Source organism: Mesorhizobium sp. M7A.F.Ca.CA.001.04.2.1, from assembly GCF_003998485.1.
In the GTDB taxonomy this organism is placed as follows: domain Bacteria; phylum Pseudomonadota; class Alphaproteobacteria; order Rhizobiales; family Rhizobiaceae; genus Mesorhizobium; species Mesorhizobium ciceri.
The window spans coordinates 1-22,806 of the sequence record NZ_RZQT01000093.1; the positions used below are offsets into that span (position 1 = coordinate 1).

At 60.3% G+C, this 22,806-nt stretch carries 21 protein-coding genes and 1 tRNA gene; 7 read left to right on the forward strand and 15 right to left on the reverse strand.

Annotated features, from left to right (window positions below; translation table 11 throughout):
* Window positions 1–173: 173 nt before the first annotated feature.
* On the reverse strand, window positions 174–515 hold the full coding sequence (locus EN955_RS24335; RefSeq protein WP_013532615.1) for a DUF2147 domain-containing protein: 342 nt from the start codon (window positions 513–515) through the stop codon (window positions 174–176).
* Window positions 516–961: 446 nt separating this feature from the next.
* Here EN955_RS24335 and EN955_RS24340 point away from each other — a divergent pair, with 446 nt between their 5' ends.
* Window positions 962–1,228, forward strand: coding sequence for a sel1 repeat family protein (locus EN955_RS24340; RefSeq protein WP_013532614.1), 267 nt, complete (start codon window positions 962–964; stop codon window positions 1,226–1,228).
* 392 nt (window positions 1,229–1,620) lie between these two features.
* Window positions 1,621–2,742, forward strand: coding sequence for a branched-chain amino acid ABC transporter substrate-binding protein (locus tag EN955_RS24345; RefSeq protein ID WP_024505727.1), 1,122 nt, complete (start codon window positions 1,621–1,623; stop codon window positions 2,740–2,742).
* A gap of 77 nt (window positions 2,743–2,819) precedes the next feature.
* On the opposite strand, the gene EN955_RS24350 is transcribed toward EN955_RS24345, so the two are convergent.
* From EN955_RS24350 to EN955_RS24385, 8 genes are all read right to left on the reverse strand, one after another.
* Window positions 2,820–4,802: an acetyl/propionyl/methylcrotonyl-CoA carboxylase subunit alpha gene (locus tag EN955_RS24350; protein ID WP_024505728.1), complete on the reverse strand. Its 1,983-nt coding sequence runs from the start codon at window positions 4,800–4,802 to the stop codon at window positions 2,820–2,822.
* Between the two features lie 163 nt (window positions 4,803–4,965).
* Window positions 4,966–5,340, reverse strand: a complete 375-nt coding sequence (locus tag EN955_RS24355; RefSeq protein ID WP_024505729.1) for a hypothetical protein — start codon at window positions 5,338–5,340, stop codon at window positions 4,966–4,968.
* Between the two features lie 39 nt (window positions 5,341–5,379).
* Window positions 5,380–5,751, reverse strand: a complete 372-nt coding sequence (locus EN955_RS24360; protein WP_013532610.1) for a hypothetical protein — start codon at window positions 5,749–5,751, stop codon at window positions 5,380–5,382.
* A 39-nt stretch (window positions 5,752–5,790) separates the two neighbouring features.
* Window positions 5,791–6,228 (reverse strand): hypothetical protein, encoded by a 438-nt coding sequence (locus tag EN955_RS24365; RefSeq protein WP_338101299.1) that lies wholly within the window; start codon window positions 6,226–6,228, stop codon window positions 5,791–5,793.
* Between the two features lie 126 nt (window positions 6,229–6,354).
* Complete coding sequence (locus EN955_RS24370) at window positions 6,355–7,962, reverse strand: carboxyl transferase domain-containing protein (RefSeq protein WP_024505730.1); 1,608 nt, start codon at window positions 7,960–7,962, stop codon at window positions 6,355–6,357.
* A 2-nt stretch (window positions 7,963–7,964) separates the two neighbouring features.
* Window positions 7,965–9,128 carry an isovaleryl-CoA dehydrogenase gene (locus tag EN955_RS24375; RefSeq protein WP_024505731.1) on the reverse strand — a complete coding sequence of 388 codons (1,164 nt, stop codon included), beginning with the start codon at window positions 9,126–9,128 and terminating at the stop codon, window positions 7,965–7,967.
* 65 nt (window positions 9,129–9,193) lie between these two features.
* A complete protein-coding gene (locus EN955_RS24380; protein ID WP_024505732.1) occupies window positions 9,194–9,844 on the reverse strand; it encodes a TetR/AcrR family transcriptional regulator in 651 nt (216 codons plus the stop codon).
* Between the two features lie 71 nt (window positions 9,845–9,915).
* The gene (locus EN955_RS24385) at window positions 9,916–10,200 is read right to left on the reverse strand and encodes an acylphosphatase (protein ID WP_024505733.1); all 285 of its coding nucleotides are present in this window, start codon (window positions 10,198–10,200) and stop codon (window positions 9,916–9,918) included.
* Between the two features lie 173 nt (window positions 10,201–10,373).
* On the opposite strand from EN955_RS24385, the gene EN955_RS24390 reads away from it, so the two are divergent.
* Window positions 10,374–11,366: a helix-turn-helix domain-containing GNAT family N-acetyltransferase gene (locus EN955_RS24390; RefSeq protein WP_024505734.1), complete on the forward strand. Its 993-nt coding sequence runs from the start codon at window positions 10,374–10,376 to the stop codon at window positions 11,364–11,366.
* Window positions 11,367–11,401: 35 nt separating this feature from the next.
* Here the strand turns inward: EN955_RS24390 and EN955_RS24395 are convergent, their stop codons facing one another.
* Window positions 11,402–12,514: a pyridoxal phosphate-dependent aminotransferase gene (locus EN955_RS24395; protein ID WP_024505735.1), complete on the reverse strand. Its 1,113-nt coding sequence runs from the start codon at window positions 12,512–12,514 to the stop codon at window positions 11,402–11,404.
* Between the two features lie 117 nt (window positions 12,515–12,631).
* Here EN955_RS24395 and EN955_RS24400 point away from each other — a divergent pair, with 117 nt between their 5' ends.
* Complete coding sequence (locus EN955_RS24400; RefSeq protein WP_024505736.1) at window positions 12,632–14,332, forward strand: sulfotransferase; 1,701 nt, start codon at window positions 12,632–12,634, stop codon at window positions 14,330–14,332.
* Window positions 14,333–14,563: 231 nt separating this feature from the next.
* Window positions 14,564–16,231, forward strand: coding sequence for a sulfotransferase (locus EN955_RS24405; RefSeq protein ID WP_024505737.1), 1,668 nt, complete (start codon window positions 14,564–14,566; stop codon window positions 16,229–16,231).
* Window positions 16,232–16,458: 227 nt separating this feature from the next.
* Here the strand turns inward: EN955_RS24405 and EN955_RS24410 are convergent, their stop codons facing one another.
* The 3 genes from EN955_RS24410 to EN955_RS24420 form a co-directional block, all read right to left on the reverse strand.
* Window positions 16,459–17,634 (reverse strand): porin, encoded by a 1,176-nt coding sequence (locus EN955_RS24410; RefSeq protein ID WP_024505738.1) that lies wholly within the window; start codon window positions 17,632–17,634, stop codon window positions 16,459–16,461.
* Window positions 17,635–17,731: 97 nt separating this feature from the next.
* Window positions 17,732–17,983 (reverse strand): GIY-YIG nuclease family protein, encoded by a 252-nt coding sequence (locus tag EN955_RS24415; protein ID WP_024505909.1) that lies wholly within the window; start codon window positions 17,981–17,983, stop codon window positions 17,732–17,734.
* A 95-nt stretch (window positions 17,984–18,078) separates the two neighbouring features.
* A tRNA-Ser gene (locus EN955_RS24420) sits at window positions 18,079–18,169 on the reverse strand.
* Between the two features lie 449 nt (window positions 18,170–18,618).
* Here EN955_RS24420 and EN955_RS24425 point away from each other — a divergent pair.
* Both EN955_RS24425 and EN955_RS24430 read left to right on the forward strand, forming a co-directional pair.
* Window positions 18,619–19,746 (forward strand): porin, encoded by a 1,128-nt coding sequence (locus EN955_RS24425; protein ID WP_024503078.1) that lies wholly within the window; start codon window positions 18,619–18,621, stop codon window positions 19,744–19,746.
* 238 nt (window positions 19,747–19,984) lie between these two features.
* Window positions 19,985–21,067, forward strand: a complete 1,083-nt coding sequence (locus EN955_RS24430; RefSeq protein WP_024503077.1) for a site-specific integrase — start codon at window positions 19,985–19,987, stop codon at window positions 21,065–21,067.
* 59 nt (window positions 21,068–21,126) lie between these two features.
* Here EN955_RS24430 and EN955_RS24435 read toward each other — a convergent pair whose 3' ends face one another.
* Together EN955_RS24435 and EN955_RS24440 are read right to left on the reverse strand one after the other, a co-directional pair.
* Complete coding sequence (locus EN955_RS24435; RefSeq protein ID WP_024503076.1) at window positions 21,127–22,026, reverse strand: alpha/beta hydrolase; 900 nt, start codon at window positions 22,024–22,026, stop codon at window positions 21,127–21,129.
* 109 nt (window positions 22,027–22,135) lie between these two features.
* Window positions 22,136–22,806 (reverse strand): lytic transglycosylase domain-containing protein (locus tag EN955_RS24440; protein ID WP_164769904.1); only part of this gene is annotated, 671 nt, incomplete at its 5' end.

Here is a 22,806-nt window from a genome sequence, read left to right on the forward strand (position 1 = left end):
GATCAGCCGGAACCAACTGATCCAGCGTTACCATCTCGAGCGCGGTCTGTTCAGGGGCGGGTCGCTTCAACATGACCCAGTGAATCAAAAACCCCCGGCAAATGCCAGGGGTTTGTCAGCAGCCTGACGGGGCCCGTCGGGGCCCCGTCATCAGGTCGGAAAGATGCGCTCGATCAGAGCTTGTGCCAGGTCTGGCTCTTGCAGATCAGCCCGCCGAGCACGCAGCCGCTCATCTTGAGAGAGGTGCCCGACAATGTCGCCTTGCCCGAATAGGTCTTGTCGTTTGCCGGATCGGTGATGTTGCCGGCATATTTGTTGTCGCCCGTCGCCTTGAGGGAGCCGATGGTCTTGCCGGCATATTTGCCGGACTTGAGCGTGATGGAAAACGAGCCGCCGCCAGCGATGGCTGCGGTGTCGCCGGCCTGCGTCTTCCAATTGCCCTCGATCGGATCGGCCCAGGCCGCACCGGCCATGATCAATGTGGCCGCAAGGGCCAGGCTCACTCTTCGAAACATGTCTTCCTCCCTTTAGATGTCCGGCCGGATGCTCCGCCTCGGTCTGCCGCTTACGCAAACGTAAGCTAATCCAGCTCCCGGCAAAACAAAAGCGGTGCCGCAACGGAAGACTTTCGGATTTTGAAGGGCCCCGAATGCGCCTCCTGGCCAAGGAAATGAAACGATCGGCGCATCGCCTTTGTCTCCTGTGGTTAGCGGAGTCTTGACTTGGCATCGGGAAATTTTCGTCAAATTTGACGCAAGCAGGCTGAATTGCTGGCTTTGTATCCTTAACGAATTTCCGCGTTTACCTCTTGTTTTAGCTTTGTTTTCCTCAAATTAAGCACGCCATTTAACGACGGATTCAAGCCTGCACGGCATTCTCGAAAGCATCGGAAGAGCAGCCGCCAAGGACGAAAGAAGGCAGCTCTCGGGAGCCTGACAGGGGCCGGAAACAGGGGATTGAAATGGCACGTTTTGAAATGCTTGAAGCAGGTTTCGGCGCCATGGGGGCAACTGCCCAGGCCGACATCCTTTTCGAACTGGGCATGATGTATGCGACCGGCCGCGATTGCGAGACCGATGTCGTTGCCGCCCACAAATGGTTCAACATCGCCGCCATCAAGGGCTCGGCCCGCGCCGCGGAACTGCGCTCGGAACTATCAGCGGCCATGTCGAAGGTCGAGATCGCCACGGCGCTTCGCGAAGCCCGCGAATGGATGACCATGCACTGAAATCTGCCAATCGCAGACGGGCCTATCGAAGACAGGGAAGCTCCGGGATCAAGGCCGCACAGACGGCCGGACCCGGCGAAATTGAAGGCCGCGCAAGACGGTCACGAGGGCAAGAGAAAGAACGCGGCAGGCCGCAAGGCCCAGTCGTGCGCGACACAGGGAAGCTGAGCGGGATTTTTAGGGCGGGGGCGCCTGGAGATTGCTCGACGGGCAAAAAAGCCACGACCAGCCGGAACAAGGCTGGCGTGGCTTTTTGCGTGGATGACGTCTTGCAGGCCCAATCGAGCGGCGCCAATGCGCCTAGACAGGCCGAATGAAGGATGAAATTGTCCCGCCTCTCTGGAAGAAGCGTGGCCGGGGCGGCCGCGCGTGAGTGGAGGAGTTCTACCATCATGAAAAAATTGAGTATTTTGAACGCGGCCATATTCGGCCTGATGATGAGCACGCCGGTCGCATTCGCCGACGATATCACCTTTGCGGTGATTGGCCCGATGACCGGACAGCTCGCCACCATCGGCGATCAGTTCAAGCAGGGCGCACAGGCCGCTGCCGATGAGATCAACGCCGCAGGCGGCGTCAACGGCTCGATGATCAAGCTTGATATCGAAGACGACCAGTGCGATCCCAAGCAGGCGGTGTCGGTTGCCAACCGCGTCGTCGCCGATGGCGTCAAGTTCATCGACGGCCATGCCTGCTCGGGTTCGAGCATTCCGGCCTCGGCCGTCTATGCCGAAGCCGGCGCGCTGATGATGAGCCCGGCTTCTTCCAACCCGGTGCTGACCGACGCGGCCGCCAAGGCCGGCTGGCCGACGATCATGCGCCTTTATACGCGTGACGATGCGCAGGGCGCCTTCATCGGCCCATGGATCGCCAAGAAGTTCGCCGGCAAGAATGTCGTCGTCCTGCACGACAAGAGCGCCTACGGACAGGGCGTGGCTGACGCCGTCAGGGCAACGATGAATGCCGGCGGCCTCAAGGAGGTCTACTATGACGGCATCAACGCTGGCGAGAAGGACTATTCGGCTCTCGTTACCAAGCTCAAGGACTTGAAAGCCGACGTCGTCTATTTCGGCGGCTACCATCCTGAAGCTGGCCTGATCCTGCGTCAGTCGGCGGAACAGAACCTGAAGTTCCAGCTGATCATGCCGGACTCCATCGCCTCGCCGGAATTCTGGCAGGTCGCTGGCCCGGCCGGCGAGGGCACCATGTTCGTCTTCCCGTCGGATCCGCAGGCAAAGCCGGAAGCCAAGGCAGCCGTCGAGAAGATCAAGGCCGGCGGTTTCGTGCCGGAGGGCTTCACGCTGTTCTCATACGCCACCATCCAGGCATTCGCCGAAGGCATCAAGCGTGCCGGCAGCGACGATCCGGCCAAGGTTGCCGAGGCGCTGAAGAACGGCACGCCGATCAGCACCGTCGTCGGTAATGTCACCTTCGACGAGAAGGGCGATCTCAAGAATGCCAGCTACGACATCAACCAGTGGCATGACGGAAAATATGCGCCGATCGCGCAGTAATCGCCGGCCCGGCGACTGAATAGCATAGAGAAATGGCCGGGTTCGTCCCGGCCATTTTGTTGTTTACCTTCAAACCGTCAGCTGGCTACAGCGATCGAGATAGCTTGTTCCTCGAAGAATCGCACCAGCACTGTCCCGTCGGTCACCTGCGCGCCCTCGGTGGCAATCTCGGCGATCACACCGTCATGCGGCGCGGCGATGGTGTGTTCCATCTTCATCGCCTCCAGGATCAGCAGCGGTTGGCCCTTGATCACGGCATCGCCCTTTCCCACGCGTACCAGCTTGACCAGTCCCGGCATCGGCGCGCGCAGGCTGCCTGAACCCGCCGCTGCCTCGTCGGCCCGTGCCAGCGGGTCCGGCACCGTAAAGGTGTAGCCGACGGCGCCTTCGAACACGGTGATGTGGCCTGGCCAGCGGGCGAGGCGTGGTGTTGAGCGAAAATCACGCGAATTGGTGTCGTCATAGGGCTTGTCCAGCGTCACCTGGAACCGCCCGTCATGCCGCACCGAAACTTTCGCCACGATTTCGTCTTCGCCAAACTTCAATCGTGTGCGTCGCGCCACGCTGTGGAAATGCGCATAACCGGCAAGCGACGACCACGGATCGTTGGGTGACGGCGATACTCCGGCGCCGGAGGCCGCAACGGCCGCGGCAGCGATGGTTTCGCCAGTCGGCGGCGCGACCTCGGTCAGCGCCGTCTGGTGCCTGGCGATCAGGCTGGTGTCGACATCGCCTGCGGCGAAATCCGGATCGGCGGCGAGAGCGGCAAGAAAGGCGGTGTTGACGGTCGAGCCGGCGACCTCGGTTCGCGACAGCACTGCACCGAGAGCTTCGAGAGCCGCCTGCCTGTCCGTTGCGTGGACGACCAGCTTGGCAATCATCGGGTCGTAATAGGGCGAGATGGCGTCACCCGCTCGCACGCCAGTCTCGATGCGCATCGTGGCGCCTTGCGGGGCCGCATCCGGAAATTTCAGATGATGCAGCGTACCGGTCGCCGGCAGGAACCCTTTTGCCGCGTCCTCGGCATAGATGCGCGCCTCGAAGGCATGGCCGACGAGCGCGATCTCGCTTTGCGTCTTGGGCAGCTTTTCGCCTGACGCGACCCGCAACTGCCACTCGACCAGGTCGGTGCCGGTGACCATTTCGGTGACCGGGTGCTCGACCTGCAGACGGGTGTTCATCTCCATGAACCAGAAGCGGTCAGCCTTCAGGCCCTGCGAGGCATCGACGATGAACTCGATGGTACCGGCGCCTGAATAATTGATCGCCTTGGCGGCCTTCACTGCCGCCTCCGTCATCGCCTTGCGCAAAGCGGGCGTCATGCCGGGCGCCGGCGATTCCTCGATCACCTTCTGGTGGCGGCGCTGCGCTGAGCAGTCGCGCTCGTAGAGATGCACGACATTGCCCAAATTGTCGCCGAAGACCTGCACTTCGATATGGCGCGGCTTGTCGACATATTTTTCGACCAGCACACGGTCGTCGCCGAACGCGGCTTTCGCCTCGCGCCGTGCGCTGGACAGCGCCTCGGAAAACTCATCGGGATGCTCGACCCGGCGCATGCCCTTGCCGCCGCCGCCAGCGCGCGCCTTGATCAGCACTGGATAGCCGATCTCGCGCGCCTTGGAGGCAAGCAGCACGATCTCCTGCGCCTCGCCATGATAGCCCGGCACGACCGGCACGCCGGCCTTTTCCATCAGCCGCTTGGCGGCGTCCTTCAGCCCCATGGCACGGATAGAGGCCGCGGATGGGCCGACGAAAATAAGCCCCGCCGCTGTCACCTGGTCGACGAAATCGGGAGTTTCCGACAGGAAGCCGTAGCCGGGATGAATGGCTTGCGCACCCGTTGCCAGGGCCGCCGCGATGATCTTGTCGCCGCGCAGATAGCTTTCGCCGACGGGCGAGGCGCCGATATGCACCGCCTCGTCGGCCATCTCGACATGCAGGGATTTTGCGTCGGCATCCGAATAGATGGCGACGGTACGCACGCCCAGCTTCCGAGCCGTACGGATGACACGGCAAGCGATCTCGCCGCGGTTGGCGATCAGGATCTTGGCGAACATGGAGCCTCCGCATGTAAGGTTCGAAGTCCATGGGAAGCATGGCGCTTGAACACCCCCCTCTGTCCGGCAGGACAGAGGGGGGTGCTGTCCCGCGAGCCTTTTAAGCCCTCGGAGTAAACCTCTCCCTTACCAGGGAAGTGCTCTACCTTGCGGTCGGCTGTACCTACTTCGAGGCCGCGATCTCGCAACTGCCGCCGGTCGTGACTTTGTAGTGGCCGCGGGTGGACTGACAGGATTTCATCGCCAACTCTTCGGCCGTCTTTTGAGATGGTGCGTTGAGGTGGCCGCCGCAAACTATGTACGACGACATTATCCGTGCGTAGGGAGTGGTTGCGTACGCTGAATGGCCACCGGCCGCGACATAGGCCTTGTAGGCCTTGGTGCAGGGATCCTTGGGATTTCGCGGCAGGTACGGCGGGAAACGCTTGTCTCCCTCGCTTCCCGCCAGTGAGCCGGCCATGCCCGCTCCGGATGCTGCGAACACCAGCAATACAGCCAATATCGCCATGGCTGTTCGCTTGGAATTCGTGGATTTCATTTTGTCTTCCCCAAGGAGAAAAACCGGGCGCTTTCCGGTCTATTTGGACGCGGCGATGCTGCAGGCGCCGGCGACGGTAACCTTGTATTTGCTTTTGCTGGCCTGACAGGATTTCAGTGCCAGTTCCGCCGCCGCCTTTTGTGACGATGCATTCAGCTTCACGCCGCAAACGAAGTACTCGGTCGCCGGAACGATTGGCGTCGCCGCGAAAGCCGAATGGCCTGCGGCTGCGAGATACGCTGCATAGGCCTTCCCGCAGCCCCCGGTGGTTCCTATAGGAATGGTCACCGGGTAGCGCACGTCGCCCTTGCTGCCTGCCAGCGATCCGGCCATGGCAGCGGTGGAGGCCGCCACCATCAGCAAGCCTGCCACTATGGGGGTGGCTGCTCGTTTGCAGGTCCCGGATTTCATTCTGCTTCCCCCATTCGCAAAAAAGTCTCGGCCGGTTGCTTATTTCGATGACGAGATTGCGCAGCCGCCACTCGCGGTCTTGAGCTTCCACCGTGTCAAGCCGGCCTGGCAATTGCGCAGCGCCGTCTCTTCCGCCGCCTTCTGGGACGGCGCGTTGAGCTTCGTCCCGCAGATGATGTAGAGGTCGACAACGCGCGAATAAAAGGTTGTGGCGTAGGCCGAATGGCCGCTCGCCGCGACGTAACCCTTGTAGGCAACGTTGCATTCGCCTGAACCCAAGGTCGGCGGAAAACGCACGTCTCCCTTGCGTCCTGCGAGCGATTCCGCCGAGCTGATGCCGGTCGCCGTTAATATTAGAAATGCGGAAAGTATCGAAGCAGCCGTCCCCTGGCAATATTTCAGTTTCATTTCCAGCCCGTCCCCATGGCCCCATGCTGGATAAACAGTAGCGAATATTTTGCCCCCCCGCCAGTTCACTGTTTGAGATTCGAAGCCGCCTATACTGGCGAATCGCTTGGTCCATACAGTTCAGCCTTTTCACACGGCAGCAACGGCCTGCCGGTATAGTTCCGCCGTTTGGCTGTCGAAGTTGACCGTCCATTCTCACATCCGAAACACGCCAAAGCGCGTGTCCTCGATTTCGGCGTTGAGCGCGGCCGACAGGCTGAGCGCCAGCACGTCGCGCGTCTTTGCAGGATCGATGATACCGTCGTCCCAGAGGCGTGCGGACGAATAGAGCGGATGGCCCTCATGCTCGTATTTCATCAGGACAGGCTTCTTGAATTTCGCCTCTTCCTCGGCGCTCCATTCTCCGCCCTTGCGCTCGATGCCTTCGCGTTTGACCATGGCAAGCACCGTTGCCGCCTGTTCGCCGCCCATCACCGAGATGCGGGCGTTCGGCCACATCCACAGGAAGCGCGGTGAATAGGCGCGGCCGCACATGCCGTAATTGCCGGCGCCGAACGAACCGCCGATGATGACAGTCACCTTCGGCACCCTGGCGGTGGCAACCGCCATCACCAGCTTGGCGCCATCCTTGGCGATGCCGCCTGCTTCATATTTTCGACCGACCATGAAGCCGGTGATGTTCTGCAGGAAGACCAATGGAATTTTGCGCTGGCAGCACAGTTCGATGAAGTGCGCGCCCTTCAGCGCGCTTTCGGAAAACAGCACGCCGTTGTTGGCGATGATGCCGACCGGCATGCCATGGAGATGGGCAAAGCCGGTGATCAGCGTGGTGCCGTAATTCTGCTTGAACTCGTCGAATTCGGAACCGTCGACGACGCGCGCGATGACCTCGCGCGCGTCATAGGGCTGGCGCAGGTCGGTCGGCACGATGCCATAAAGTTCATCCGCCGGATGAAGCGGCGGAATCGCTCTCCTAGAGTTCAGGCTTACAGTCTTGTTCCGATTCAGGTTCTTGACGATGCGCCGGCAGATGGCGAGGGCATGGTCGTCGTCCAGCGCATAGTGGTCGGCAACACCGGAAAGCCTGGTGTGCACATCCGCACCGCCGAGATCCTCGGCACTGACATCCTCGCCCGTCGCCGCCTTCACCAGCGGCGGGCCGCCGAGGAAGATGGTTGCCTGATTGCGCACCATGATCGTCTCGTCGGACATCGCCGGCACATAGGCGCCGCCCGCCGTGCACGAACCCATGACGCAGGCGATCTGCGGAATGCCTGATGCCGACATGTTGGCCTGGTTGTAGAAGATGCGGCCGAAATGCTCGCGGTCGGGAAACACCTCGTCCTGGTTGGGCAGATTGGCGCCGCCGCTGTCGACGAGGTAGATGCAGGGAAGATTGTTCTGCAGCGCGATCTCCTGCGCCCGCAAATGCTTCTTCACGGTCAGCGGATAATAGGTGCCGCCCTTCACGGTGGCGTCGTTGACGACGACCATCACCTCGGTGCCTTCGACGCGGCCGATGCCGGCGATCATGCCGGCCGAAGAGATCTCCTCGCCATACATCGACCATGCCGCGAACTGGCCGATCTCGAGGAAGGGTGAGCCGACATCCAGCAATTGCGCAAGGCGCTCGCGCGGCAGAAGCTTGCCGCGCGAGACATGGCGCTCACGCGCTTCCTCCGAACCGCCGAGCTCGACGGTGGCAGCCTTCTCCGCAATGTCGGCGACCAGCGCCCGCATGCGCTCGGCATTGGCACGGAAGGTTTCGGAGGAGGGGGAGATCTGGGTTTGCAACGTGGCCATACCTACACCCCCTCCGCCATGATCTCGCGGCCGATCAGCCAGCGGCGGATTTCGCTGGTGCCGGCGCCGATCTCGTAGAGCTTGGCGTCGCGCAACAGGCGGCCGGTTGGATAGTCGTTGATGTAGCCGTTGCCGCCAAGCAGCTGAATGGCGTCGAGCGCCATCAGCGTCGCCTTCTCGGCGGCAAACAGCACGCAGCCGGCGGCATCTTTTCGCGTCGTCTGGCCACGATCGCAGGCGGCGGCGACGGCATAGACATAGGCGCGCGCGGCATTCAGCGTCGTGTACATGTCGGCCAGCTTGCCCTGCACCAGTTGGAACTCGCCGATCGCCTGTCCGAACTGCTTGCGCTCATGCACATAGGGGATTGCCACGTCGAGGCACGCCGCCATCAGGCCGATCGGGCCGCCGGCAAGCACCGTGCGCTCATAGTCTAGGCCAGACATCAGCACTTCGACGCCGCGCCCTTCCTCATGCAGCACGTTGTCGAAGGGCACCTCGACATCCCTAAACACCAGCTCGCCGGTGTTGGAGCCGCGCATGCCGAGCTTGTCGAGCTTTTGCGCCACGGAAAATCCGGCAAAAGCCTTCTCGACGATGAAGGCGGTGATGCCGCGCGATTTCTGGTCCGGATCGGTCTTGGCATAGACCACCAGCGTCTCGGCGTCCGGCCCGTTGGTGATCCACATCTTGGTGCCGTTGAGCACGTAGCGATCATTGCGCTTTTCGGCGCGCAGCTTCAGCGAGACGACGTCCGAGCCGGCGCCGGATTCCGACATCGCCAGCGCGCCGACTCGCTCGCCCGAGCACAGTGGCGGCAGGAATTTTTCCTTCTGCGCCGGCGTCGCCCAGCGGTTGATCTGGTTGACGCAGAGGTTGGAGTGGGCACCGTAGGAGAGGCCGACCGAGGCCGAAGCGCGCGAAATCTCCTCGACGGCGATCACATGGGCGAGATAGCCCATGCCGCTGCCGCCGAAATCGGGGTCGGCGGTGATGCCGAGCAGGCCGAGCGCACCGAGTTCGCCCCACAGATGCACCGGGAATTCATTCGAGCGATCGATGTCGGCGGCGATCGGCGCGATCCGGTCCTGGGCAAAGCGCCGCACCATGTCGCGCAGCGCCTCGATCTCCTCGTCATGCCCGAAGCTGAGCGTGTTGGTGTACATTTTTCTCCTCCCTGCGCATGACCCCGAAAATCGACTTTGATTTTCGGAAAGGGATCATGCGCGAATCAAAATGCTGCAGCGTCCTTTGCGCGTCCGAAGGGACGCGCGGCGCTGTAGGCGTCGATCTTCGCGCCGACGAGCCGCATTGTCATTGAAAGATATCTCGTGGTCACTTCGCCGATCGACAGCCGTTCGCCCGGCCGAAACCAGACGATGACGCCGGTCATCATCTGGATCAGCGCCATGGCGGTCAGTCCGGTGTCGTCGATGCTGAAGGCGCCCGTCTCGGCGCCGTCGCGCAGGATGGTGCGCAGCTCCTTCTCGTAGGCAGTGCGCATGCGCAGGATCTGCGTCAGCCTTTCCGGCGACAGGCTGCGCAATTCCATGTTCGACACATGCGTGGCGTGCCGTCGCTCGATGTGGAAAGTGATGTGGTTTTCGACATAGGCCGAAAGCCGCTGCACGGGATCCGCATTAACCGGGCGAGCTGTTTCCCACGCTTCGGTCAAACCTTCCATGTGCTCGCGCATCAGCGTGAACAGAAGCTCTTCCTTGGTCGGAAAGTAGCGGTAGAGCGCGGCCGCCTGTACGCCGACCTCGGCGGCGAGCTGTCGCATCGACATCGCCTCGTAGCCAAAACGCGCGATCAGATTGACCGCCGCCTCACGAATGGTCGCTTCGGTCTTTTCGCCATCAGACCCGGCGGTGCGTGCCATGTCAGCTCCTCTGCGGAGCAATAATAAAACGAACGTTTAATTAATTCAAGGCGCTCAATCCAAATCCGCCTTCATGCCACGATCCTGAACCCAACAGAGGCGTTTTCTGCCTCCAACTCCTCGACGTCGACCTTGGAAACCAAAGCCCCGGCCGGCCCTTTCCAGAGGCGCTCGATCATTGTCGAGACCGCCTCATCGAGGCCTGCGATCTCGGCCGTTACGGACGCATCCGCTTCATTGCAAACCCAGCCCGCAAGACCAAGGCCCGTGGCCTCATCCCGGGCCCAGGCTCTGAAGCCGACGCCTTGCACGTTACCGTAGACGCGTGCGTGCACTTTCCTGCGATGACCAGCCATGAATCTCTCCAAGCCTGTCTCGTTGAATCTGGCGCACGGCCTGAGGAATGCAACCTGCGCGCGGACGCAATAGCTGGGCCTTCCGGCTTTAGCTGGCCTTCTGGCCTTGAATTTAATTGACTCAGTCCACTAATTTAGGAAAATGGAACTGCTTTATTAGGAGCTGGCCGCAAATGTTGGACGAACGCAACGCATTGGTGGCCGATGTCCGGCGCTTCAATCGCTTCTACACGCGCACTGTCGGCCTTCTCGACGAGACGCTGACACAAAGTGCATTCACTTTGACCGAGGCGCGCGTGCTGTTCGAACTGGGTCACCGCAGCAACCCGGCTTCCGCCGAAATCGCCGGCGAGCGAGGTTTCCTGGTTGGGGCTTTTCGGCTGGAGAATGGCCCGGCGGCCTCCGAAATATCGAGACAGTTGCGTGTCGATGCCGCCTATCTGACGCGGATCCTGCGCAAGTTCGCGGGCCAGGGGCTGACCGAGGCCAGAACGGACCCGGCTGACCGGCGCCGAAGGGTCCTCTCGCTGACCGCAAGGGGCGAGGCAGCGCTTGCCAGGCTGCAGGCGGCGGCCGATCGGGACACGGCGCGGCTGATCGAAAGCGTACCCGACGACAGGTTGCATGAACTGCGCAGCGCCTTGCGCAAGGCGGGGGAGTTGCTGGGCGATCCCACCCGTGAAAGCGGCGAGGTGACGTTGCGGCCGCATCGCGTCGGCGATGTCGGCTGGGTCGTGCAGCGCCAGGCCCAACTTTATGCCGAGGAATATGGCTGGACGATCGAGTTCGAGGCCATGCTCGCCGAGATCGGCGCCGATTTCATTCGCAACTTCGTGCCTGGCCGCGATTTCTGCTGGATCGCCGAGCGCGGCGGTCAGTCGGTCGGTGCCGTGTTCCTGGTCCATCAGGACGACAAGGTGGCAAAGCTGAGAATGCTGCATGTCGAGGCGTCGGCGCGCGGCCTCGGCATCGGCAAACGACTGGTCGCGGAATGCGTGAACCAGGCCCGGGCTTGCGGCTACACCAAGCTGGTTCTGTGGACCAACGACATCCTCGTTGCGGCGCGCGCGATCTACGAACGTGCCGGCTTCAGGCTGGTCTCGCAGGAGCACCACCGCAGCTTCGGCAAGGATCTGACCGGCCAGACCTGGGAAATGGATTTGTAGGCGGCTTTTGCTGCTGGTTGCGCGCCAGCGGTATCCTAATTGCCCCGCGCCGCCGCCAAAGCACCGGGAAGTTCCTCGGCAAAAATGTCGAGCTCGTGATCGAGGCCGACGCTGACCCGGATGCAGCGGTCGAGCCGTGGCACCATCGGCTTGCGGATGAAGACGTCGCGTGACAGCAGGCCTTGCAGAACTTTCAGTGCGAAGGGGCCATCGCCGCAGCAATCGATGGTGACGAAATTGGTCGCCGACGCCAGTGGCTTCAGCCCGTTCGCTTCGGCAATGCCGGCGATGCGTCGGCGGCCGGCCGCGACCCGCGCCACCACGCTTTGCAGATAGTCCTGATCGGCGAGCGCCTCGACGCCGGCGATCTGCGCCATGCGGCTGACGCCGTAGTGGTTGCGGATCTTCTCGAAGTCGCGGATCACCTGGGCCTCAGCGATCGCATAGCCGCAGCGTATGCCCGCCAGCCCGTAGGCCTTCGAGAAGGTGCGCATGCGGATGACGTTTGGCCTGGAGATATCGATCGGCGGCAGCGCCGAGGCCGGTCCGAGTTCGCCATAGGCCTCGTCGAGCACCAGCATGGTGGTTTGCGGCAGCGCCTCGATGAAGCGGATGATCTCGCTCGCCTCCCACCAGCTACCCATCGGATTGTCGGGGTTGGAGAGATAGACCAGCGGCGCCTTGTCCCTGCGCACCGCCGCCAGCAGGCCGTCCAGGCTTTCCTTGTCGTTCTCGTAAGGGACCGTCACCAGTCGCCCGCCGACACCGGCAATGTGGAAGTTGAAGGTCGGATAAGCGCCGAGCGAGGTGACCACAGCATCGCCGGGTGCCACATACATGCGTGCCACCAGAGCGAGCAGGCCATCTATGCCTTCGCCGACAACGACGTTCTCTGTCTTTACGCCGTGATGCGCGGCCGCCGCCACCTTCAGATCGTGATTGTCGGGATCGCAATACATCCACATGTCGCCGGCGATCTCGGCCATGCGGGCGATGACGCGCGGCGAGGGACCAAAGCTGCTCTCATTGGCGCCGATGCGGGCGCGAAAAGCGCGGCCACGCTCGCGCTCCTGTGCTTCGGGGCCGACAAACGGCACCGTCGAGGGAAGCGCTGCGATGAGCGGCATGAGGGGAGGGCGCTGGTGCATGGCGGAAGCTCGCTTGAAAGGGCCTTCTTGCTAGCGCGCCGGATGGGTCGGTGCAAGTTGCCGCCGGGCAGATCCGTAGCGCTGGATTCTTTCGTCCCTTTTTGCTAGCGACACGTGATGAGCAATCGATTGCCACCAGCCTGGTCCAAGCATCTGAAGGCACAGACCGGGCCGACAATCGCGCCGCCGAAAATCGTGCAGCCGAAGACCGCGCAGCCGAAGACCGCGCAGCCGAAAGCGAAACCGCAGCCGCCTGCGGTGAACGACGACATGCTGCTGAGGCAGGCGCTCCAGTTTCAGCAGGCCAAGCGGCTTCCTGAAGCAGAGGAGCTATGCCATCGCGTTCTGACCCGCAAGCCTAACCACGCATTGGCCCTCTACATACTCGGCACGCTCGGGCTTGGTGTCGACAACGAGTTGGCAATTAGGTATTTTGCTCGGGCGGCCGACCAGGAGCCCAACAATCCTTATTATCAACTTAGTCTGGGCGAAGCCTATTTGAAGATCGGTGACTATCCTCCAGCGATTAGGCATCTGCAGCGCGCCTGTGAACTGAAGCCCGATCTGGTAGAAGCTCTCCGTGGACTAGGAGATGCTTATGGAAAGTTTGACAAGGCAGATATCGCCTTGTCGGTCTATGAGAAGGCACTCGGAATCAATCGAGACCACCCGACGGTCCGAATGGGCCTGGCGAGCGTCCTTATCAACCTTGGACGTATGGACGAGGCGACCAGCTATCTCAAAGAGACCATAGACCGTCGAGTTGACGTTGCGGATGCCTATCAGGCTCTTGTTAACATCCACAAATTCTCCGAGGAGCCGCCGGAACTCAAACAGATTCTCGGTGAAATTTCCAACCCGGCAGCCTCGGACGACCAACCATATGCCCTTCATCTTGCGGCAGGCAAGATCCTGAATGATCTTGGCCGCTATGATGAAGCGATGGACCATTTTCTGAGGGCGAAGGCTGTTAAGCCCCACGACGATTTTGAAATCGAACTCTACCGCAGGCGTGTTGATTCCATCATCCGGCTGTTCAGCGCGGAGTTTTTGACGAGCGCGGCGAAGTATGGCGATCCGTCCGAAACCCCCGTATTCGTCTTGGGAATGCCACGCTCAGGCACGACGCTTACCGAGCAAATCTGCTCCAGTCATCCGGATGTCCATGGAGCCGGCGAACTCACCAAGCTGAGACGTATAGCGGCAGCCAGCGGTCTGACGAAGACATCGGAAGAGCCCTTTGGAAAAAACCTCCGGTCGATGACGATCCAGCAATCCCGGACTTTTGCCGAGGACTACCTCGCCAACCTGCGTCTTTATGCGCCCTCCGCGGCGCGAATTATCGATAAGATGCCGCACAATTTCGAGGCTATTGGCCTTATCGCAATCCTCTTCCCGAACGCTCGCATTATCCATTGCCGGCGGGATGCTGTTGATAATTGTTTATCGCTGTTATTCTCCAACCTGAATAAAAATCACGCTTACATCAGCGATTTAACGTGTCTTGGACTATACTATCGGGAGTATGACCGATTAATGCGTCATTGGCATACGGTGTTGCCTGGGCGGATTCTTGAGAACCGATACGAAGATCTTGTTTCCAGCCAGGAAGGACAATCCCGCCGCCTGATCGATCATCTTGGGCTCGAATGGGATGACGCCTGCCTCCGCTTCTTCGACAAGGCCGGCTCCGTCAGGACGCTGAGCCGCTGGCAGGTACGCCAGCCGATCTATGGCTCGTCGATCAAGCGCTGGAAAAATTATGAAGGCAGGATTCGGCCGCTGATAGAGGCCCTCGGCGATCTGGCCGAACTCTGATTAATCTGTACCGTATTCGAGCTGTTTTCGTTGGCGCCAGTAAGGGCGAAAGCGCGGCCCGCTATCGTGCTCCGTGCTTTGAGGCGACAAACGGCACTGCCCGAGATGCCAGGACGAGCCGCGTTAGCTCGCTTTGAAACTGCCCTCTAGAATCCTGTTTGGTTAGTGCACGTTGCCGCGAGGCAGGTCAGAACGCTGGATTCCTGTGGCTCTTTTTGTTAGCCAGACACCATGAGCAATCGATTGCCACCAGCCTGGTCCAAGCATCTCAAGGGCCCTGCTGGCCCCAAAATCTCTCAGCAGAAAATCGTGCAACCGACCGCGAAACCAGTGCCGCGCGCGCAGGCAGATGACGCACTGCTCAGGCAGGCCCTCAACCTTCAGCGGGCAGATCGGTTGGCGGAGGCAGAGGCGCTTTGCCAGCGCGTATTGGCGCGCAATCCCCGACATCCTCTTGCTTTGTACTTGCTGGGCACCTTTGCGCTCGATCTGGATGACGAGATGGCCATTCGATGTTTTGAGAGGGCCGTGAGGGAAGCACCTCAAAATCCGCACTATCACCTGACGCTGGGTGAAACCTATTTGAAGGTCGGCGAACATTCCGATGCGATCCGGCATTTTGAGGTTGCCTGCCAGTTGAAAGCCGGCTGGGTGGAGGCGCTTTGCGCCCTTGGCCGCGCCTACACCGAATTCGGCAAGGCCGACGCTGCGGTGCCGCTTTATGAGAAAGCGCTTGAAATCGACAGCGGCCGTTCCGCCATTCGAATGGGACTGGCCAATGCGCTTGTAAGCCTCGGTCGGATGGACGAGGCGGCGAGATATATGAAGGAGGCGATCGGCCACCGTCAGGATATCGCGGCCGCCTACAACGGCCTGGCCAGCATCCGAAAATTCGCTGAAGAGCCGGCGGAATTGAAATCCATTCTGACCGAGTTGAAAAATCCGGGACTCGACAGGAAAAGCACACAGCAGTTCCACCATGCGGCCGGGAAAATACTGAACGATATCGGGCGCTACGACGGGGCGATCGGCCATTTCCGCCAGGCAAAGGAACTGTCAACCCGCCGCTTCGACATGGACTCCTATCGGCGCAGCGTCGATTTCATGATCGAACTGTTCGACCCCCGGATGCTGGCCGCCAAGGCAGGTCATGGAAGCACATCGGACGTGCCTGTTTTCGTGCTTGGCATGCCGCGTTCAGGCACCACTTTGACCGAGCAGATCCTTGCTAGCCATCCCGACGTGCATGGAGCCGGCGAGTTGACAAAGCTCCGGCGCATCACAAACAGGCTGGCGCCGAAAACGCGCTCGCCGGAGGAATTGCGTAGATCTATCCTGGACATGACTGTTGAACAGTCGAAGTCCCTGGCCGATGAATATCTCGCCCATATCAGGCAACGATCGCCCGACGCGCGGCGGATAGTCGACAAGCTGCCGCATAATTTTGAGCTTATCGGCCTTATAAGGATCCTGTTTCCCAAGGCACAAATCATTCACTGCCGTCGCGATGCCATCGACAATTGCATCTCGTGCTATTTCCTGAGTTTCAACGAGGACAATATCTACAACGCCGACCTCCATACGCTCGGACTGTATTATCGCGAGTACGACCGGCTTATGGGTCATTGGGGCAAGATTTTTCCAGGGCAAATCCTGCAGAACCGCTATGAGGACATGGTCTCCGACCAGGAAGGCCAATCGCGCCGCCTGATCGACCATCTGGGACTGCCATGGGACGACGCCTGCCTGCGATTCTTTGACAAGGGCGGTGCGGTGAACACGTTTAGCCGCTGGCAGGTTCGACAACCGATCTACACCTCGTCCGTCAGTCGCTGGAAGAACTATGGCAGCGCAATCCAACCGCTGATCGATGGCTTGGGTGATTTGGCTGGGAATTGATCCAGCCGCGAAAGCTCCGGCGCTGGGGGACTGGCGAATAGACCCGATTGCCGGAACTGTCAGGGCTCGGCTTCGTCAGCTGGCTATTGTCCGCTCGCAACCTTCAAGAAGTGCAGGGGCTCGGTCTCGGGGGCGGCGTCGCCGCATTTTGGTGAGCCAATGAAAACCCGGCATGAAAAAACCCGGCGGTCGCCCGCCGGGTTTCGATTTCGACAAGGCGAAATTGATTAGAAATCGCGCTGGAAGCGGAGGAGACCGCCGACGTTGTTCTTCTTGGTTGCCAGGACCCAGGCGGAGTCGTTGTCGAAGGCTTTTTGACCGACCTGCTGCCAATCGACTTCGGCCGTGACCGTGAGGCCAGGAACAACGGTGTAGGCGACGTTCGCCGCGACGCCGATATCCTTCCAGTCGTCATACGACGCCTGCAGGTTGAACGAGGTCTTCTCGTTGAACTTGTAGGTGCCACCGCCCCACAGAGCCCAGTTGCCGCCCCACTGCTTGTAGAAGCCGCGGCCGAGCGCGTCGATGTTGTTGGTATGATCGTTGAGGTTGTCGTCGGTGCCGTAGCCGGCCATCAAGAACAGCGACAGTTCGTTGGTGGCGTTCACGTCCAGGCGAACCTTGCCGGCGACTTCCTCGTAGTTGCTGTCATACGACACAACACCAGTGATGGCGCCCCAGCCCTGCGTGTACTTCAGACCGCCGACGACATGCGGAACATAGCTGTCGATGGTGCCAACCTCACCGGAACCTTCTTCGAGCGAAACCACGGCCGAGAGACCGTTGCCTGCATCGAAGTAGTACTGGATCACGTTGGTCTGGAAATTGCCGTAGGGCACGATCGTGTCGTTGATGACGTTGCCGGCGTAGCCGATGAACGTATCGAAGGCCGATTCGTCAGCACCGACGCGCAGACCGCCGAGCTGGATCCAGGCGAATTCCAGGGCGCTGCCCTTGTTTCGAGCCTGCCAACCACCCGCTCCATTGGCAGCGATAGTGTGCCCGTCGTCATAGTCGCCGTAGCTGTTGCCGAAATTGATGCGGTATTCGGTGTAGGTCTTCAACGTGCCGAGCTCGGTTTCCTGGCCGGTCCAGGTCTTCAACGTGAAGCGGGTGTTCTTCCAGTAGGTCGAGTCGTCGTCGCCGTGCTGGTGATCCGTAACATGGTTGACGCCGTCAAACGAGCCGCCGTCGCCCACGCCGACGTCATAGCGGACATAGCCGCCGATGCGCAGGCAGGTTTCGGTGCCGGGGATGTAGAAGTAGCCAGCGCCGTAGACGTCGCAAATCTTGACGTATTCAGCGGGTTCCGGCTCGGCGACGACGACGGCGTCGGCGGCGCGCGCACCGGAAACTGCGATCAGGGCCGCAGCGGAGCCGAGAAGAAGGCTCTTGATGTTCATTTTCTGACCTCCAGTCAGAATCGAGTGCGGAGGTCGCAAAAACCCAGCTCTCAGGGCATTTTTTCTTTCTATTTCAGATGGATAGGGAAAAAGGCCTTCAGCGGGGCTCTGTTCGCCAAAACCGTTTGCTCGCGAAAGCCTTGCCCGATCCGCTCTTGAAATATCGCTCGAGTTGCCGTGCGTTGGCCTCGGTTTCGACCGCGATATAGGTCTTCAAGGCTGCGGGCAGATAAGCCTTGGTGGAAGTCACCTGGCCCAAACGATGCGATTCGAAACGGCGTCGAAGGTCGTTTGTCGACCCGACATAGATATCGCCGTTATGGAGCTGCAGGAAGTAGACGTACCACATGGTCCCCCTACGCTACTTCGTAGCTTCGGGCGACACTCCTACGCCCAAAATGCGGTTCCGGGTGGCCTGCCACCCGAAGCCCGCAGGGCGTAGGGTGGCGGAGAGGATGGGATTCGAACCCACGAGAAGCTTTTGACCTCTACTCCCTTAGCAGGGGAGCGCCTTCGACCACTCGGCCACCTCTCCGTTGCGCCGGTGGATAAAGAAAAGCGCCGGCACAATCAACAAGCCCGCATCATTATATGCAAAAATAAGAAGGCGCCGAACCGCGATCTTCCATGGATGTGGCGGTTCTGCGGTTGTTTCTGGCTAGCGACTCGGGAACTCGCCATGATTCCGTCGGTCCATCGCCGGATTCGCCGGCAAACAAGGGGTTGCAGTGGCCTGATGGTTAACGAGAGGTTTCTGAGTGAGGCCAAATCGTGTCATTTGTGCAACAACGCCAGGGGATAGCAGCCAGGCAGCCCTTTCACCGGTACGATCGTGGTTGAACGCCGCCGTCCCATGAGTAATGTCGATTTCGAAGGAGCGGCGCGGTGCGCATCTTTTTCGGTAGTGGGGATGGGGCAGGGAACGCTGTCCTTCAGCAAAGAATACCCAGACCCGTTTTTTAACTTTTGACTGGAGGTCAGAAAATGAACATCAAGAGCCTTCTTCTCGGCTCCGCTGCGGCCCTGATCGCAGTTTCCGGTGCGCGCGCCGCCGACGCCGTCGTCGTCGCCGAGCCGGAACCCGCTGAATACGTCAAGATTTGCGACGTCTACGGCGCTGGCTACTTCTACATCCCCGGCACCGAGACCTGCCTGCGCATCGGCGGCTATGTCCGTTATGACATCGGCGTGGGCGATGCGGCTTCATTCGACGGCGTCAACAACGTTCCGGATCACTTGGACGCTGGCGACACCAACGACACTTATTGGAAGCAGGCTCGCTTCACGCTGAAGACCTGGACCGGCCAGGAAACCGAACTCGGCACCTTGAAGACCTACACCGAGACGCGCTTCAACTTCGGCAACACGTCAGGTGACTATGCTACCGACGGCCCGACGGATCCAGACAACTGGCAGGCTCGCAATTCGGGCATCTCGCTGAACTTCGCCTGGATTCAGCTTGGTGGTCTCCGCGTTGGTAAAGACGAATCGGCCTTCGATACGTTCGTCGGTTACGCCGGCAACGTCATCCAGGATACGCTGGTTCCCTACGGCACGTTCGACACCAATGTCATCCAGTACTACTTCGATGCTGGCAACGGCTTCTCGGCGGTGGTCTCGCTCGAAGAAGGGTCTGGCGACGATACGATCGATAGCTACGTTCCGCATGTCGTCGGCGGTGTGAAGTACACGCAGGGCTGGGGCGCCATCACCGCGGTTGCTGCTTATGACAGCAACTACGAAGCATGGGCCGGCAAGGCTCGCTTGGATGTGAACGCTACCAACGAACTGTCGCTGTTCTTGATGGCCGGCTACGGAAGTGACGACGACTTCCTGGATCCGAACACGGGCCACAACTTCTTCAAGCTGTGGGACGGAAGCTGGGCGATCTGGGGTGGTGGCAGCTACAAGTTCAACGAGAAGACCTCGTTTAACGTGCAGGCCTCTTATGACGACGGCAAGAAGTTCGGCCTCGCGGCCAACATTGCCTACGACATCGTTCCCGGCTTCACCATCACCGGCGAAGTTGACTACGTGAACGCCGCTGATAGCGACTGGCACGAAAGCTACGACGGCATCGGCGGCGTGCTCCGCTTCCAGCGCTCGTTCTAAGGGCTGGTTCCTTACAGGTGAAATCCAGCCCGGGCGCGCAAACGCCCGGGCTGTTTTTGTTTCGTGACTGGATTAAGGCAAACGGAAGGATGGGGGTAACGGTAGCTGAATAAATCCGTGGGGTGGTTTCGTGGGATCCGCTGATGGGCGGATGAAATCACAACTGCGTGATTAAAATCTCTTGAAAGGACGCTTCCAAGCGGGTAGGGCTGACCTATCCCACTCGGGGGTGTGGCAAATGATGACGAACGAAGCGATTCAAGAGGGCGAGTCCTCTGATCATTTTTCGATGTTTTCTTCTCAAAGTCCGAAGATTCGATACACCTACAACAAGATTAGAGAAGTAAAATCGCATCGGGTCGGAGATCTTTTTTCAGCATATCGGGACATATTATGGGATGATGGGCGGCATAAGTATAATGTCAGCTCGTTCATCGGCGAAATAGACGAGATCCTCCTTGGGGAGCGTTTCAGCGCCTTTGACCAAAGTACCCTGGACAACCTTATCGGCACCTTGCGCCAGCGCGGCAACAGCAACGCAACCATCAATCGAAAGATGGCTGCCCTCAGCAAACTGCTGCGCAAGGCTCACAAGATGGGAGATATCCACAGCCTGCCCGAGTTCCGCCGCCAGAAGGAGCGGGCGGGTCGGATTCGCTTCCTCGAAAGGGACGAAGAGGCGCGCCTGTTCGCCGCCATCAAGAACCGCAACGAGGATGCCTACAGGCTTTCCGTCTTCCTGGTCGACACCGGATGCCGTCTCGGCGAGGCGCTCGGGCTGATCTGGAACGATATCCAGGAGCATCGCGTCTCCTTCTGGATCACCAAATCCGGCCGCAGCCGCACCATTCCAATGACCGAGCGGGTCAAGGAGGTCATCAAGCTGCCTCCCACCGAGGGTCGCCGGCCAAAAGGACCGTTCACCAAGCTCAGCCAGGCACAGTTCCGTGCCATCTGGAACGACGCGAAGGCCGAAGTCGGCCTCGGCGCCGACGATCAGGTGGTGCCGCACATACTGCGCCATACCTGCGCCTCGCGTCTTGTCCAGGGCGGCATCGACATCAGGCGCGTGCAGATGTGGCTCGGCCACCAGACGCTGTCGATGACGATGCGCTACGCGCATCTGGCCACCAACGATCTCGATGGCTGTGTCATCGTGCTGGAGACACCTCGATCGACTCAGCCGGCTGGCAGCACGGAAGGCTCTGTGTTTTCATCACCCGTTATGACGACTTCTTCGGCAGAGCGAAAACAGAGGGGCGAGGCAGCCACGGCAAAGGAGTCGCCGAAAGCGACTCGGAAAAGCTCAAAAGCCAAGTAGGCTGAAGAATTCTGCCTATACTATCGTAGCTATCCCGTGACCTTGTTTGGTCATGGGATTTACTTCGGGATTTTCTTCCGCTCGGCTTGATCGAGAAAGGCGGCTATGTAGCCCGGTAGGCTGCCAGTCTCGAGGAACGGCGCGTGGCCCTGGCCCTCGACAGTGATCGCCTCCATCATGGAATGGCGCTCTCTCATCTGCTTGAGCGTATCTATGGACAGCAATCTCGAATTGGCGCCACGTATGGCGAGCAACGGGATGGCGGCCAACGCCTCGAATTGGGGCCATAGATCAGGCAGCTTCTGCGTCAGATCGAGGCTCGCAACGGTATCCACCAGCTTCGGATCGAAATCCGGCACCAACCCACCATCCGTTTCGCGGTAGAGAGCCCATACCATCCGATCCCAATCGGCGCCGGCAAGGGCGGAGAAGTCTTCGCCATGCACGCTGCGCTGGGCGGCGGTCGCCTGTGTGAGGGTTTTCGGTGCCGGGTCGCGCTCGAGATAAGACTGGATATGGGCAAGTCCGGCCGTCTCGATCACCGGTCCGATGTCGTTGAAAACAATGGCTTTCAGGACGGATGGCCGCATCGTCCCGAGCACATGGATGATCAATCCCCCGCGCGAGGTGCCGATGAAGGCCGCTTCTCCGATGTTCAGCGCCGCCAGCCCGGCGAGAATGTCGCCGGCCTCCACGCCGACATTGTAATTTTTGACGTCGGGATCATAAGCTGACTGCCCGCGCCCGCGGTAGTCGAAGGCGATGACCTTTCGTGGAGTTGCCGCATGCGTCGACAGATAGAGCGCCAGCTCGTGAAAATCCCTGGCATTGCGGGTCAGGCCAGGCAGGCAGACAACCGGCCAGGGTCCGGAATTGGCCTCGCCATAGACGCGCGCATGGAGTTTTAACCCGTCCGGTGCGCTGTAGAAGAAGTCGGAAAAAAGCTGCTCGCTTGCCATCGGAATGTGCGACCTCACTGTATCAATCTGGACAGCTACAGGCGAGGGCAGGGATGGTCAATAAAAGGCGCTCTTGCCTTCTCCCACAAGTGGAGAAGGACAGAAAGGCTCAACTCCGCCCGTTCACCAGATCCCCGACAATGTCGTATTTGCCGGAAATACGCATCTTGTAGACCTCGTAATTCTCCATCACGCGCTGAACGTAACTTCTTGTTTCCGTGTAGGGAATCCGCTCGATCCAGTCGACGACCGCGTCGATGTCCTTGCCGCGCGGGTCGCCATATCTGCCCACCCACTGCCTGGCCCGGTTGGGGCCGGCATTGTAGCCGGCGAAGGTCAGCACGTAGGAGCCGTTGAAGCGGTCGAGCTGTTCGCCGAGGAAGGCCGAACCAAGCGTCGCGTTGTAGCCGGCATCGGTGGTCAGCCGTGTTTGCGAAAACTGCAGCCCGGCCTTCTTCGCCAATTGCCTTGCGGTTCCCGGCATCAGCTGCAGCAGCCCGCGCGCGCCGGCGCTCGACACGGCGCCGATGTTGAATTCGCTTTCCTGGCGGGCGATCGCATAGGCCAGCGCCTTGCCTGAGCCGGAAATGTCGGCCGAATCGGGAATGACGCCGAGCGGATGCGACAATGCGCCGACATCAATGCCGCGCGCCCCGGCGATCTTGCCGATTTTCAGCGCCATGAAATGGTTCCCTTGCTTTTCGGCAAGGACAGCGAGCAGCGCCAGTTCGCCTGGACTGGTCAACTGCCCGGCAAGGTCGCGATAGAGCGTCTCGGCAT

What these genes read in the sequence shown, in the direction of transcription:
- EN955_RS24335 (WP_013532615.1), bottom strand. Translation starts at nt 515, where the DNA reads ATGTTTCGAAGAGTGAGCCTGGCCCTTGCGGCCACATTGATCATGGCC.
- EN955_RS24340 (WP_013532614.1), top strand. Translation starts at nt 962, where the DNA reads ATGGCACGTTTTGAAATGCTTGAAGCAGGTTTCGGCGCCATGGGGGCA.
- EN955_RS24345 (WP_024505727.1), top strand. Translation starts at nt 1,621, where the DNA reads ATGAAAAAATTGAGTATTTTGAACGCGGCCATATTCGGCCTGATGATG.
- EN955_RS24350 (WP_024505728.1), bottom strand. Translation starts at nt 4,802, where the DNA reads ATGTTCGCCAAGATCCTGATCGCCAACCGCGGCGAGATCGCTTGCCGT.
- EN955_RS24355 (WP_024505729.1), bottom strand. Translation starts at nt 5,340, where the DNA reads ATGAAATCCACGAATTCCAAGCGAACAGCCATGGCGATATTGGCTGTA.
- EN955_RS24360 (WP_013532610.1), bottom strand. Translation starts at nt 5,751, where the DNA reads ATGAAATCCGGGACCTGCAAACGAGCAGCCACCCCCATAGTGGCAGGC.
- EN955_RS24370 (WP_024505730.1), bottom strand. Translation starts at nt 7,962, where the DNA reads ATGGCCACGTTGCAAACCCAGATCTCCCCCTCCTCCGAAACCTTCCGT.
- EN955_RS24375 (WP_024505731.1), bottom strand. Translation starts at nt 9,128, where the DNA reads ATGTACACCAACACGCTCAGCTTCGGGCATGACGAGGAGATCGAGGCG.
- EN955_RS24380 (WP_024505732.1), bottom strand. Translation starts at nt 9,844, where the DNA reads ATGGCACGCACCGCCGGGTCTGATGGCGAAAAGACCGAAGCGACCATT.
- EN955_RS24385 (WP_024505733.1), bottom strand. Translation starts at nt 10,200, where the DNA reads ATGGCTGGTCATCGCAGGAAAGTGCACGCACGCGTCTACGGTAACGTG.
- EN955_RS24390 (WP_024505734.1), top strand. Translation starts at nt 10,374, where the DNA reads ATGTTGGACGAACGCAACGCATTGGTGGCCGATGTCCGGCGCTTCAAT.
- EN955_RS24395 (WP_024505735.1), bottom strand. Translation starts at nt 12,514, where the DNA reads ATGCACCAGCGCCCTCCCCTCATGCCGCTCATCGCAGCGCTTCCCTCG.
- EN955_RS24400 (WP_024505736.1), top strand. Translation starts at nt 12,632, where the DNA reads ATGAGCAATCGATTGCCACCAGCCTGGTCCAAGCATCTGAAGGCACAG.
- EN955_RS24405 (WP_024505737.1), top strand. Translation starts at nt 14,564, where the DNA reads ATGAGCAATCGATTGCCACCAGCCTGGTCCAAGCATCTCAAGGGCCCT.
- EN955_RS24410 (WP_024505738.1), bottom strand. Translation starts at nt 17,634, where the DNA reads ATGAACATCAAGAGCCTTCTTCTCGGCTCCGCTGCGGCCCTGATCGCA.
- EN955_RS24415 (WP_024505909.1), bottom strand. Translation starts at nt 17,983, where the DNA reads ATGTGGTACGTCTACTTCCTGCAGCTCCATAACGGCGATATCTATGTC.
- EN955_RS24425 (WP_024503078.1), top strand. Translation starts at nt 18,619, where the DNA reads ATGAACATCAAGAGCCTTCTTCTCGGCTCCGCTGCGGCCCTGATCGCA.
- EN955_RS24430 (WP_024503077.1), top strand. Translation starts at nt 19,985, where the DNA reads ATGATGACGAACGAAGCGATTCAAGAGGGCGAGTCCTCTGATCATTTT.
- EN955_RS24435 (WP_024503076.1), bottom strand. Translation starts at nt 22,026, where the DNA reads ATGGCAAGCGAGCAGCTTTTTTCCGACTTCTTCTACAGCGCACCGGAC.